This window comes from Pyxidicoccus caerfyrddinensis (assembly GCF_010894405.1).
Taxonomy (GTDB): domain Bacteria; phylum Myxococcota; class Myxococcia; order Myxococcales; family Myxococcaceae; genus Myxococcus; species Myxococcus caerfyrddinensis.
Genome location: NZ_JAAIYA010000031.1, coordinates 129,776 through 142,067 on the forward strand (window position 1 = coordinate 129,776; position 12,292 = coordinate 142,067).

Below are 12,292 nucleotides of genomic sequence, written 5' to 3' on the forward strand. Positions count from 1 at the left end.
GGAATAACGGGGCCGGGAACCTTTTTCCCCGCCCTGCTGTCCCAGGGCGCGCGGGCAGGGGACGGGGTAGGCTGAAGGGACGGTGGCACCTCCGTGGGCGGAGGGGCTGTCGCGGGAGGACACCGGTGACGTCGGGCGGCGTGCTCGAAATCGGACAGGAAGGGCCGGCCGTCGCCGAGGCGTCCGACGCCCGGCGACAGGACGTGGCGCTGCTCAACCGGCTGCGCCGCGGCGACCCGGACGCCTTCGAGCTGCTGGTGCGCACGCACCAGGACCGGCTCTACGACTTCTGCGTGCGCATGGTGGGAGACCGCGAGGAGGCGCACGACCTGGTGCAGGAAATCTTCGTCAGCGTCCACCAGAACGTCCGCCGCTTCCGCGAGGACTCGAAGCTGTCCACCTGGCTGTTCCGGATTACGAAGAACCACTGCATCAACCGGCTGAAGTACCTCAAGCGCCGGGGCCGTGGCCGCTCGGAGGAGTACGACGAGGCCAGTGCCCTCTGGGTGGACGGGCCCGGGGCTCCGCCCGCGCCGGACGCGGCGCTCGAGTCCGCCCGCGAGCGCGCCCGCGTGCAGTGGGCGATTTCCCAACTGGAGCCGGACGCGCGCATGCTGGTGGCCCTGCGGGACATCGAAGGCTTGAGCTACGACGAAATCATCGAGATTACCGAGCTGCCCGAGGGCACGGTGAAGAGCAGGCTCCACCGGGCGCGGGAAAAGCTGGCGGACCTCCTGGGGCGGCTTGAGCCATGACCCTCATCCATCGCAAACTCCCGGACGTGGACCCGCGGATGAACCACCGCGAGGCGAGGGCCCTGTTCCTCGCGCTCGCCGACGACGAGCTGCCCGCCCCCAAGGCGCAGGCGGTACGCACCCACCTGGACGGGTGCGACGACTGCCGCAAGGGCTGGGAGGGCTACGCGTACACCCTGCAGCGCCTCAAGGGCGTGGAGCGGGAGAAGGCCCCGCCCGCGCTCGCCACGCAGGTGATGAACCGGGTGCGCCGCCAGCGCCGCTTCGGCCTGCGCGGCCTGCACACGAAGCACATGCACTACCGCGTCCCGGTGGAAATCATCATCCCCCTGCTCCTGGGGGCCGCGGTGGCCGCCTTCCTCTTCATGGCTGCTCCCTGACCTTCCTCCGCTGTGTTGCGTTGCTTCCGGGGGGAGGCTTGGCTACGGTGCCGCGCCTTTGCAGGGGCGCGCCATGGCTGAAGAACAGAACGACGACACCGGGTCCAAGGAGCAGGAGATCTACGACCAGCGGCTGGAGAAGGCCGCGAAGTGGAGCAAGGCCGGCTTCAACCCGTATGGCAACGGCTACCGGCCCCAGCACCTGGCCGCGGACATCCTCGCCCGGCACGCCAACCAGTCCACCGAAGAGCTCGACGCCTCGCCCGCCACCTACGACGTCGCCGGCCGCGTCGTCGCCATGCGCTCGTTCGGCAAGGCCGCCTTCATCAAGCTGAGAGATCGCTCCGGCGAAATCCAGGTCCACATGAAGAAGGACGCCCTGGGTGACAGCTACGAGGTCTTCAAGCTCGCCGACCTGGGTGACTTCCTCGCCGCCACCGGCCCCGTCTTCCGCTCCAAGACGGGCGAGCTGACGCTGTCCGCGACGAAATTCGTTCCACTCACCAAGTCCCTCCGGCCCCTGCCGGAGAAGTGGCACGGCCTCACGGACGTCGAAATCCGCTACCGCCAGCGCTACCTGGACATGGTCTCCAACCCGGACGTGAAGGCCACGTTCCTCAAGCGCACGAAGCTCGTCCGCTTCATCCGGGACTTCCTCGACACCAGGGACTTCGTCGAGGTGGAGACGCCGATGATGCACTCGCTCGTCTCGGGCGCGGCGGCTCGGCCCTTCTCCACGCACCACAACGCGCTCGACATCGACCTGTTCATGCGCATCGCCCCGGAGCTGCATCTCAAGCGCCTGGTGGTGGGCGGGATGGAGCGCGTCTACGAGATCAACCGCAACTTCCGCAACGAAGGCATCAGCACCCGGCACAACCCCGAGTTCACGATGCTGGAGTTCTATCAGGCGTACGCCACGTACGAGGACCTGATGGACCTCACGGAGGAGATGATCTCCGCCGCGGCGAAGGCCGTCACCGGCGACACGAAGGTGAAGTACGGCGAGCACGTGCTGGACTTCGGCAAGGGCTGGAAGCGCATCTCCATGACGGAGGCCATCCGCGAGGCGGTGGGCAGCTCGCTGTCCGACAAGGACATGCTGGACCCGGACCGGCTCCGCGCCGAGCTGCTCAAGACGGCCCACTCGGAGTCCGAGCGGCGGGCCGTCGACGCCATGAACCACGGCGAGCTGGTGGGCGCGCTCTTCGAGCACCACGTCGAGGGCAGCCTCGTCCATCCCACCTTCATCACCCATTTCCCCACCGCCATCTCCCCGCTCGCCCGTCGCAATGATGCGAATCCTGAAGTCACGGACCGGTTCGAGCTGTATGTGGCGGGGCGGGAAATCGCGAACGCCTTCTCCGAGCTGAACGACCCGCTGGACCAGAAGGGTCGCTTCATGGCCCAGCTGGAGGCGAAGCAGCGGGGCCAGCAGGAGACGATGGACTACGACGAGGACTACATCCGCGCCCTCGAGCACGGCATGCCGCCCACTGCCGGTGAGGGCATCGGGATTGATCGGCTCGCCATGCTGTTCACGGATTCCCAGAGCATTCGCGACGTCATTCTTTTCCCCCTCCTCAAGCCACTGGCGAAGTAGCCAGGAGGCCTCGTGCACTCGGCCGAACGGCGTACCGTCCATCGCTGGACCTTCATCTGGACCGGGGCCCTCGTGGCCCTGGTGGGCTTCATCCTGCTCGGGCTGGCCATCTCCGCGTCGGAGGCCTGGGCGGAGGTGAGCGCCGCCCTGGGGCTGTCCCTCGTCGGGTGGGGTGGGGTGCTCCAGGTGTTCAACGCCGCCGTGCTCGTGCCCGCCCAGTCCGCCATGGGCGGGGCCGGCGCGCAGGGCAGCACCGGCATGCTGCTGTCCGGCACGCTCGCCTGGCTGGCGGGCTGGGGGCTCATCGCCGCCGGCATCCGCCGCGCCACCGGCCCCGGCGAGGGGGCCAGCCCGGCCGCGGGCGCCCCGCTGTACCCGCGCCTGGCGCGCTACCGGGACTTCTACTGGAGCACGCTCGGCGCCTACGGCGGCGGCATCCTCCTGGCGGAGGTGGCCCTCATCCTCCTCCAGACGGTGCTCTCCAGCGGCGTGCCGTCCACGGAACTGGGCGGCTCGGCGCAGAACGTCGGCGGTGGCCTGTCGCTGCCGCCCACCGGGGCCTTCGCCATCTCCCTGGTGGTGGCGTGCACGGTGGCCTTCGTCTCCGGCTTCATCGGCGCCTCGCGCGCGCAGCGGCTGTCGCTGCCCGAGGCCACCATCGGCGTCCTCTACCTCGGCCTGCCCATCCCCATCGTCCTCACGCTGATGGAGCGGGTGCCCTCGCTGCAGCTGTCGCTCGGCTACCGACTGCGCGAGGTGACGTACGTGGCGGGCCTGCTCGGCCGCCCGGAGCTGGCGTACTGGCTGGTCTTCACCGCGCTGGTGCTGGCGCTGGTGCTGGGCATCAACACCGGCTTCATCGCCGCCGGCAGCGGCCGGGTGGACCTGAAGCTGGGCTTCGAGCTGTTCGTCGCGCGCCGCCACGTGGCGGTGTTCCGCCCGTCGCTGCTGCTGGGCACGCTGGCGGTGCTGATGTTCGGCATCATCCCGCCGCTGCTCATCTACTTCATCATCCGCTCGGCGGAAGCGGCCGTGGAGCGCACCCGCATCCGCGCACTCGGCCTGGCGGACCCGCTGGCCGCGGCCCTGGACCTCAACCGGCTGAAGCTGCGCGAGCAGTCGCCCACCATGATGATGACCGCGCTGTCCGTGGGCGGCGTCGGCGTGGGCGTCATGGCGCTCATCATCGTCCTGTCGGTGATGAGCGGCTTCGAGGCCGACCTGCAGCAGAAGATTCTCGGCACCAACGCGCACGCGGTGGTGTCCAAGTACGCGGGCGAGCTTCCCGAGTACCCGAAAGTCATGGAGTCCATCGGCCGGGTGCCCGGCGTGGTGGGCCAGACGCCCTTCATCATCAACCAGGTGATGATTGCCTCCGAGGGCAACGTCGACGGCGTCATCATCAAGGGCATCGACCCGCAGACGGTGGGCTCGGTGACGGACCTGCCGAGCTACCTCCTCGGCGGCGGCAAGCTCGAGATTCTCTACACGCCCGAGAAGATCCTCAACCGCGGCCTCCCCGAGGAGGACGACGCGGCCTCCCCGGAACCCGGCGCCGGGGACGACATCATCCGCCGCTCCGGCAAGGCCACGAAGCCCGCGGTGCTGCCGGGCATCATCGTCGGCCGCGAGCTGGCTGCCTCCCTTCGCGTGGTGGTGGGAGACCGGGTGAACGTGGTGTCCCCGCTCGGCACGGAGCTGGGCCCGTCCGGGCCGATTCCGAAGAGCCGCGCCTTCCGCGTCGCGGGCATCTTCTACTCGGGCATGTACGAGTACGACTCCAAGTTCGTCTACATCCTGCTCAAGGAGGCGCAGAACTTCTTCGAGGTCCAGGGCGCCTCCGGCATCGAACTGAAGGTCGCGGACATCGACGACGCGCGCCGCATCGCCGGGCAGGTGGTGAAGGTGCTGGGCGGCTATCCCTACCGGGCACGCGACTGGGGAGAGATGAACAAGAACCTCTTCTCCGCGCTGCGCCTGGAGAAGCTGGTGATGGGCATCATCTTGTCCATCATCATCGTCGTGGCCGCCGGCCTCATCGTCGCCACCGTCATCATGTTGGTGCTGGAGAAGCGCAAGGAGATCTCCGTCCTCAAGGCGCTCGGCGTCTCGGACGGCGGCATCGTGAAGATCTTCCTCGCGGAAGGGCTGCAGATTGGCGTGGCGGGGGGCCTGCTGGGCCTCTTCTCCGGACTTGCCTGGTGCGTCTTCATCGAGAAGGTGGGCATCAAGCTGGACCCGGAGGTCTATTACATTCCCGCGCTGCCGGTGCGCATCGAGCCCGTGCAGACCGCGCTGGCCGTCGTCATCGCGGTGCTCGTCACCTACCTCGCCTCCATCTACCCGGCCCTCAAGGCCAGCAGCGTGGAGCCGGTGGAAGGCCTCAAGGCGGAGTAGCCATGGCGCTGTTGTCCATCCGCAATGTCTTCAAGAGCTACTTCCTGCATGGCAAGCGCATCGACGTGCTGCGCGGCGTGTCGCTGGACATCGAGAAGGGCTCGCTCGTCTCGCTGATTGGCGCGTCCGGCGCGGGGAAGAGCACCTTCCTCCACGTGCTGGGCACCCTGGACGCCCCGGCCGCCGGCGAGGTGCTCTTCGACGGCCGCTCCGTCTTCTCCATGAATGACGCGGAGATCGCCGAGTTCCGCAACCGCACCATCGGCTTCGTCTTCCAGAGCCACTTCCTCCTTCCGGAGTTCACCGCCCTGGAGAACGTGGCCATGCCCGCCCTCATCCAGCGCCGGGAGCGCACCGGGGCCTATACCTACGCCCGCGAGCTGCTGGAGCGGGTGGGGCTGGGCCAGCGCGTGGACCACCGCCCCGGCGAATTGTCCGGTGGTGAGGCCCAGCGCGTGGCCCTGGCCCGCGCCCTGGTGCTCAAGCCCGCCGTCCTGCTCGCCGACGAGCCGACCGGCAACCTGGACCCGGCCACCGGCGAGGGCATCCACCAGCTCCTCCGGGAGGTCAACCGGGATCTGGGCATCACCGCCGTGGTGGTCACCCACAACGAGACGCTTGCCCGCTCCATGCCCCGCCGTCTGAGGCTGGCCGGGGGCGAGGTGTCGGAGGCGTGATGACTCGTTGCTTTTGGATTGAGGGACTCGCGCCCCTTCCCGTACATTGCCCCGCCTTTTCCTGGCCGGTCTCCCCTTGAGGCTCCCCGTTCTGTCGCGCAAGTCACTGCTCCCGCTGCTGGCGGTCGTCCTCTTCTCCCTCGTGCCCGGACGCGTCCGGGCCCAGGTGGATGGAGGTGTGCCCGCTCCCGCGCCTGTTCCGGCGGTGACCTCTCCCTCTGCCCTCTCCCTGGAGCCCAATGACGCGGGCCCCGCGGAGGCGGCTCCGGCCCCCGAAGCCGCTCCTCCCGAGGACGCTCCCGTCTCCGCGGATGACGACAACCGGGTGGTGGAGATTCGCGTCGAGGGCAACAAGCGCGTGGAGGCCGAGGCCATCCGCCGCGCCCTGCGCACCAAGGAGGGCCAGCCCCTGCTGCCCGCCAACACCGCGCAGGACCTGCGCGCGGTCTGGGCCCTGGGCTACTTCCAGAACGTGGAGCTGCTGGTCCAGCGGCTGCCGAAGGGCGTGGCCTACGTCGTCCGCGTCGAGGAGCGGCCCGTCATCCGGCTCGTGCAGCTGCAGGGCAACGAGGAGCTGAGCCAGGAGGACCTGAAGGAGGACATCGAGGTCAAGCCCAACACCATCCTGGACATGGAGACGGTGCGCTCCAGCGTCGCCAAGATCCAGGCGAAGTACGTGGAGAAGGGCTACTTCCTCGCCGAGGTCACCCACCAGATCAAGCCCGTGCCGGACAGCCCCGGCACCGTGGATGTCGTCTTCGTGACCAACGAGCGCGCCAAGGTGATGGTGAAGCAGATCACCTTCCTCGGCGCGGAGAAGGTCCCCGCGGATGTGCTCAAGGAGACGATGATCACCCGCGAGGGTGGCTTCTTCTCCTTCTTCACCGGCGAGGGCACCTACCGCCAGGAAGCCTTCGAGCGCGACCTCCAGGTCATCCAGTTCGCCTACTTCGACCGCGGCTTCATCAACGTCCGGGTGGACAAGCCCACCGTCCAGCTCTCCGCGGACAAGCGCTTCATCTACATCACCATCCGCGTCACCGAGGGCGAGGCCTACGACATCGGGAAGATCGACTTCTCCGGCGACGTGCTCCCCGACGTGTCCAAGGAGACGATGGCGTCGCTGATGCACTCGCGCCCGGGCGCGCGCTTCAACCGCACCCAGCTGTCGCAGGACATCGTCTCCGTCTCGGACGTCTACTACGACCGTGGCTACGCCTACGCGAACATCAACCCCATCACCAGCGTCAACGCGGACAACAAGACGGTCGACCTGACCTTCGACGTGCAGAAGGGCCCCCAGGTCACCGTCGAGCGCATCGAAGTCGTGGGCAACAGCAAGACCCGCGACAAGGTCATCCGCCGCGAGCTGCGCATCTACGAGGGCGAGCTGTACAGCGGCACCGGCGTGCGCCGCAGCCGCGAGCGTGTCACCGCCCTGGGCTTCTTCGAGACGGTGGAAATCACCCAGCGCCCCGGCAGCCAGGACGACACCATCGTCCTCCAGGTGGAGGTGAAGGAGAAGGCCACCGGCACCTTCCAGGTGGGCCTCGGCTTCTCCAACGTGGAGAACTTCATCTTCACGGCGCAGATCTCCCAGAACAACTTCCTGGGCTGGGGCCAGAGCGTCTCCGCGTCCGCCCAGATTTCGGGCCTGCGCTCGCTGGTGCAGCTGTCCTTCTATGACCCGTACTTCCTGGACACGAACTACCTGCTGTCCGCGGAGTTCTTCCGTGTCCAGGCGGACTACGAGGGCTTCATCCGCAACTCCACCGGTGGCAGCGCCTCCATCGGCTACCAGTTCATCGACGACCTGCTGGGCACCGTCGGCTACTCGCGCGAGTGGGTGAACGTGGAGGCGGGGCAGAACCTGGGCGCGGTGCTGCTGGCCAACCAGTTCCTGTCCGGCGTCACCAGCGCGCTGCGCCTGTCGCTGTCGTTCGACCGGCGCGACAACCGCCTGTTCCCCTCGCGCGGCTTCATCCACTACGGCTCGGTGGAGACGGCCCCCAGCTTCCTGGGCGGCACGTTCCTCTTCAACCGGTACACCGCGTACTCGCGCCTGTACTTCCCCATGCCGCTGGGCTTCGTCTTCAAGACCAACGCCACCATCGGCTACATCCAGCAGCTGGACCAGGACAAGCCGCTGCCCATCTCCGAGCTCTTCTACGTCGGCGGCATCAACAGCGTCCGTGGCTACTACCTGCGCAGCATCAGCCCCTCGGTGAAGGTGCCCCGCTCCGCCAACCCGGACGCCACCGTCACGGACTTCCTGGTGGGCGGCAACAAGCAGATCATCTTCAACTTCGAGCTGGAGTTCCCCATCTTCGAGAAGGCCGGCCTGCGCGGCGTGCTCTTCTACGACGCGGGCAACGCCTTCGCGACGACGGAGCGCTTCTTCCAGGACAAGCAGGACAAGCTGCCGCTCGGCCTCTTCCACTCCGCGGGCTTCGGCTTCCGCTGGTTCTCGCCCATTGGCCCCCTGCGCTTCGAGTGGGGTATCCCGCTCACCAGGCGGCCGGAAGACGACCGCATCCTGTTCGAGTTCACTATCGGCAACTTCTTCTGATAAGCCCTTGCTCCGCGTTTTCCCGGCTCCACCCCCCGCAAGGGGGGGATTGAACAAGCCCGGGGGCCTGCCGTCGGAGCCTGTAACCTTCCCTAGGAGCTGTTGAACATGTCGCTTCGCACCACCCTCGCGGCCGCGGCCGCCGTCGTTTCGCTCGCCCTGCCGGTGGCTGCTTCCGCCGAGCAGAAGATCGCCTTCGTGGACCTTCAGCGCGTCCTGCTCGAGGTGGATGACGGCAAGGCCGCCAAGTCCCGCCTCCAGAAGTGGCTGGATGAGCGCCAGAAGGAAATCGACCGGGAGCAGGACGCCCTGCGCAAGGAGAAGGAGGTGCTGGACAAGCAGGCCAGCGCCATGAGCCCCGACACCAAGGCGCAGAAGGAGGGGGAGCTCCAGCGCAAGGTGATGGTGCTCGCGCAGAAGTGGGAGAAGAGCCGGGCCGAGGCCGCCAACAAGGAGCGGCAGGAGATGGAGCCCATCGTCGGGAAGATCGACCAGGTCATCGCCGGCATCGCCGAGCGTGACGACCTGTCCTTCGTCCTGGAGAAGCGCGACTCGGGCCTCGTCTTCGCCCGCTCGCAGCACGACATCTCCAACGAGGTCATCCGCGCGTACAACGCGGCGAAGAAGCCCGCCGCCTCGGCGCCGAAGGACGCGCCGACCAAGGACGCTCCGAAGAAGTAGTCGGTTCCCCCGTGCAGACCCCCTCGACCCCCCGACGGCTCGGGGAGCTTGCCGCCCACGTGGGCGGTGAGCTCCTCGGCGACCCCGAGCAGCTCATCCACGGACTCAACGGGCTCGAGGAAGCGGGCCCGGGGGACGTGTCCTTCTACGGCAACCTCCGCTACCGGCGGCAGTTCGAGGCCTCTCGCGCCTCCGCCGTCCTGGTGGGCACCGACACGCCGCCCCGCGACGGGGTGGCGCTGGTGCGCGTGCCCAACCCGCACCTGGCCTACGCGAAGCTCCTGGCCCTGTTCCACCCGCCCTCGCGTCCGTCCCCGGGCGTGCGTCCCGGCGCGTGGGTGCACCCGGAAGCCACCGTCCACCCGGAGGCCGTGGTGCTGCCCGGCGCCTCCGTGGACCGCGGCGCCTCCGTGGGCGCGCGCACGGTGCTGTACCCCGGCGCCTACGTGGGCGAGCACGCAGGCGTGGGGGACGACTGCATCCTGTACCCCAACGTCACGGTGCGCGAGCGCTGCATCCTCGGCGCGCGCGTCATCCTCCACGCCTCCAGCGTGGTGGGCGCGGACGGCTTCGGCTTCGCCTTCAACCCGGAAGGGGCCGAAGGCCCGGAGCACTTCAAGATTCCCCAGGTGGGCATCGTCCGCATCGAGGACGACGTCGAAGTCGGGGCCTGCACGTGCATCGACCGCGCGACGGTGGGTGAGACGGTGGTGGGCCGCGGCACGAAGCTCGACAACCTGGTGCAGATTGCCCACAACGTGAAGGTGGGCCCGCTGTCGCTCATCTGCGCGCAGGCCGGCGTGTCCGGCTCGGCGGAGATTGGCACCGGCGTGGTGCTGGCCGGGCAGGTGGGCGTGGTGGGCCACATCCGCGTGGGTGACCTGGCCAAGGTCGGCGCCCAGTCCGGCGTGGCGCACGACGTGGAGGACGGACAGGTGGTGAGCGGCAGTCCGGCCGTGCCCCACCGCGACTGGCTGAGGGCCAGCGCCGCGGCGGGACAGGTGGCGGACCTGCTCAAGGAAGTGCGCGCCCTGCGCCGCAGGGTGGAGACGCTCGAGAAGGAGAAGGGGGAGTGATGGACATCCAAGAGATCCAGAACCTGCTGCCGCACCGGTACCCGTTCCTCCTCATCGACCGGGTGCTGGAGATCATCCCCGGTCAGAAGCTGACGGCGTACAAGAACGTCACCATCAACGAGCCCTTCTTCAACGGCCACTTCCCCGGCCAGCCAGTCATGCCGGGGGTGCTCATCCTGGAGGCGCTGGCGCAGGCCATGGCCATCCTCGCCTACAAGAGCGAGGGCATGGACCCGAACAAGAAGCTCACCTACCTGATGGGCGTGGACGGCGCGCGCTTCCGCAAGCCGGTGCTGCCTGGCGACAGGCTGCAGCTCGCGATTGAAGTGGTCCGCCACAAGGGCTCGGTGTGGAAGACGAAGGGCACGGCGACGGTGGAGGGCGTGAGGGTCGCCGAGGGCGAGTTCCTGGCCACCGTCGTGGACAAGAACGCCAAGGCGGACGAGAGCGCGGCGTCCTGACCGCGGCCGCGCGAGCAATAGGAGAGGTCATGGCTCAGGTTCATCCCACCGCGGTGGTCCATCCCGGCGCCCGCCTTCATGAGTCGGTGGAGGTCGGGCCCTACACGGTCATCGGTCCCCAGGTGACGCTCGGCGAGGGCACGCGGGTGGCCTCGCACGTCGTCATCGAGGGCCGCACGACGCTGGGCGCGCGCAACCGCATCTTCCAGTTCACCTCCATCGGCGCGGACCCGCAGGACTTGAAGTACGCGGGCGAGGACACCGAGCTCGTCCTCGGGGACGACAACCAGGTCCGCGAGTTCGTCACCCTGCACAAGGGCACGGCGGGCGGCGGCGGTGCCACGCGCATCGGCAGCGGCAACCTCTTCATGGCCAACAGCCACGTGGCGCACGACTGCGTCGTGGGCAACGGCTGCCGCATCGGCAACGGCTCCGCGCTGGCGGGGCACGTGACGATGGAGGACCACGTCATCATCAGTGGCCTCGCGGCGGTGCACCAGTTCACCCGGCTGGGCAAGCACGCCTTCATCTCCGGCGGCGCCATGGTGACCATGGACATCCCGCCCTACGCCACGGCGCAGGGAGACCGGGCGGAGCTGGTCGGGCTGAACACGGTGGGCCTGGAGCGCAGCGGCCACTCCAAGGAGCAGATCGAGCGCATCAAGGAGGCCCACCGCATCCTGTTCCGCTCGAAGCTGGGGCTGCAGGACGCGCTGGCCCGGCTGCGCGCGGAGCTGGGGGGCCATCCCGAGGTGGACCACCTCATCGACTTCGTCCTGCAGAGCAAGCGCGGCCTGACGCGCTAGTGCCTCCGGCCATGGAAGGAGCGTCGGCGGTGGAGCGCATCGGCCTCATCGCGGGCAACGGCCGGCTGCCCTTCCTCTTCGCGCGCGCGGCGCGTGCGCGGGGCCTGGAGGTGGTGGCCGTGGCGCACCGGGGGGAGACGGACCCGGCGCTGGCCTCGGAAGTGGCGCAGTTCACCTGGGTGCGCGTGGGGCAGGTGGACCGCATCCAGAAGGCCTTCCGCGAGGCCGGCGTGAAGCAGGCGGCCATGGCGGGCGGCATCGGCCGGGTGCGGGCGCTGGCGGAGGCCCGGCCGGACCTGGGCGCGGTGCGCATCATCTCCAAGCTGCGCAGCTTCCGGGACGACTCGCTCCTGCGCGCGGTGGCCGCGGACTTCGAGGCGCGCGGCGTCACCATCATCGCCCCCACGGACTTCCTCGGCGAGGTGCTGTGCCCCGAGGGGCACCTGGCGGGGCCGAAGCTTCACCCTGCGCAGGAGAAGGACGTGGCGCTGGGGCGCGAGGTGGCGGTGCTGCTGGGCCAGGCGGACGTGGGCCAGACGGTGGTGGTGCACAACGGCCACGTGCTCGCGCTGGAGGCGGTGGAGGGCACCGATGAGACCATCCGCCGGGGCGGGAAGCTGGGCGGTGGCGGCGCGGTGGTGGTGAAGCGCTGCAAGCCGCAGCAGGATTTGCGCTTCGACCTGCCGGCGGTGGGCCCCCGCACGCTGGACGTGATGAAGGAAGTGGGCGCGAAGGTGCTGGCGCTCGAGGTAGGGCGCACGGTGCTGCTGGACGCACCCGCCCTCTTCGCCGGGGCCGAGTCCGCGGGAATCACCATTGTCGGCGTGCCCTGAGCGGCGCGCGGGCGGCCGGCCTGGGGGTTGACGGGCCAGGAGGGGCTCGCCTCC

Annotated in this window: 11 protein-coding genes; all 11 read left to right on the forward strand. The window is 68.9% G+C overall.

The window, feature by feature from the left end; genetic code table 11:
- Nucleotides 1-125: 125 nt before the first annotated feature.
- The 11 genes from G4D86_RS45290 (at nucleotide 126) to G4D86_RS45340 (ending at nucleotide 12,238) form a co-directional block, all read left to right on the forward strand.
- The gene (locus G4D86_RS45290) at nucleotides 126-755 is read left to right on the forward strand and encodes an RNA polymerase sigma factor (protein WP_164001413.1); all 630 of its coding nucleotides are present in this window, start codon (nucleotides 126-128) and stop codon (nucleotides 753-755) included.
- Entirely contained in the window at nucleotides 752-1,135 is a 384-nt protein-coding gene (locus G4D86_RS45295) for an anti-sigma factor family protein (RefSeq protein ID WP_164001415.1), read from the forward strand. The genes G4D86_RS45290 and G4D86_RS45295 overlap by 4 nt, the downstream gene beginning before the upstream one ends.
- Nucleotides 1,136-1,208: 73 nt before the next feature.
- The gene (lysS, locus tag G4D86_RS45300; protein ID WP_164001417.1) at nucleotides 1,209-2,738 is read left to right on the forward strand and encodes a lysine--tRNA ligase; all 1,530 of its coding nucleotides are present in this window, start codon (nucleotides 1,209-1,211) and stop codon (nucleotides 2,736-2,738) included.
- 12 nt (nucleotides 2,739-2,750) lie between these two features.
- On the forward strand, nucleotides 2,751-5,135 hold the full coding sequence (locus G4D86_RS45305) for an FtsX-like permease family protein (RefSeq protein WP_164001419.1): 2,385 nt from the start codon (nucleotides 2,751-2,753) through the stop codon (nucleotides 5,133-5,135).
- 2 nt (nucleotides 5,136-5,137) lie between these two features.
- Complete coding sequence (locus G4D86_RS45310; protein WP_164001421.1) at nucleotides 5,138-5,812, forward strand: ABC transporter ATP-binding protein; 675 nt, start codon at nucleotides 5,138-5,140, stop codon at nucleotides 5,810-5,812.
- A 76-nt stretch (nucleotides 5,813-5,888) separates the two neighbouring features.
- On the forward strand, nucleotides 5,889-8,381 hold the full coding sequence (gene bamA / locus G4D86_RS45315) for an outer membrane protein assembly factor BamA (RefSeq protein WP_240360841.1): 2,493 nt from the start codon (nucleotides 5,889-5,891) through the stop codon (nucleotides 8,379-8,381).
- 108 nt (nucleotides 8,382-8,489) lie between these two features.
- Entirely contained in the window at nucleotides 8,490-9,062 is a 573-nt protein-coding gene (locus tag G4D86_RS45320) for an OmpH/Skp family outer membrane protein (protein ID WP_164001426.1), read from the forward strand.
- 11 nt (nucleotides 9,063-9,073) lie between these two features.
- Nucleotides 9,074-10,138 (forward strand): UDP-3-O-(3-hydroxymyristoyl)glucosamine N-acyltransferase, encoded by a 1,065-nt coding sequence (gene lpxD, locus G4D86_RS45325; protein WP_164001428.1) that lies wholly within the window; start codon nucleotides 9,074-9,076, stop codon nucleotides 10,136-10,138.
- Nucleotides 10,138-10,599 (forward strand): 3-hydroxyacyl-ACP dehydratase FabZ, encoded by a 462-nt coding sequence (fabZ, locus tag G4D86_RS45330; protein WP_164001430.1) that lies wholly within the window; start codon nucleotides 10,138-10,140, stop codon nucleotides 10,597-10,599. Before lpxD ends, fabZ begins: the two co-directional genes overlap by 1 nt.
- A gap of 29 nt (nucleotides 10,600-10,628) precedes the next feature.
- A complete protein-coding gene (gene lpxA / locus G4D86_RS45335; protein ID WP_164001432.1) occupies nucleotides 10,629-11,405 on the forward strand; it encodes an acyl-ACP--UDP-N-acetylglucosamine O-acyltransferase in 777 nt (258 codons plus the stop codon).
- A gap of 29 nt (nucleotides 11,406-11,434) precedes the next feature.
- The gene (locus G4D86_RS45340) at nucleotides 11,435-12,238 is read left to right on the forward strand and encodes an LpxI family protein (RefSeq protein ID WP_164001482.1); all 804 of its coding nucleotides are present in this window, start codon (nucleotides 11,435-11,437) and stop codon (nucleotides 12,236-12,238) included.
- The last annotated feature ends 54 nt before the right edge of the window (nucleotides 12,239-12,292 follow it).

Excerpts from the sequence above, each read along its gene's own strand:
- G4D86_RS45295 (WP_164001415.1), top strand. The coding sequence starts at position 752 with ATGACCCTCATCCATCGCAAACTCCCGGACGTGGACCCGCGGATGAAC.
- lysS (WP_164001417.1), top strand. The coding sequence starts at position 1,209 with ATGGCTGAAGAACAGAACGACGACACCGGGTCCAAGGAGCAGGAGATC.
- G4D86_RS45320 (WP_164001426.1), top strand. The coding sequence starts at position 8,490 with ATGTCGCTTCGCACCACCCTCGCGGCCGCGGCCGCCGTCGTTTCGCTC.
- fabZ (WP_164001430.1), top strand. The coding sequence starts at position 10,138 with ATGGACATCCAAGAGATCCAGAACCTGCTGCCGCACCGGTACCCGTTC.
- G4D86_RS45310 (WP_164001421.1), top strand. The coding sequence starts at position 5,138 with ATGGCGCTGTTGTCCATCCGCAATGTCTTCAAGAGCTACTTCCTGCAT.
- lpxA (WP_164001432.1), top strand. The coding sequence starts at position 10,629 with ATGGCTCAGGTTCATCCCACCGCGGTGGTCCATCCCGGCGCCCGCCTT.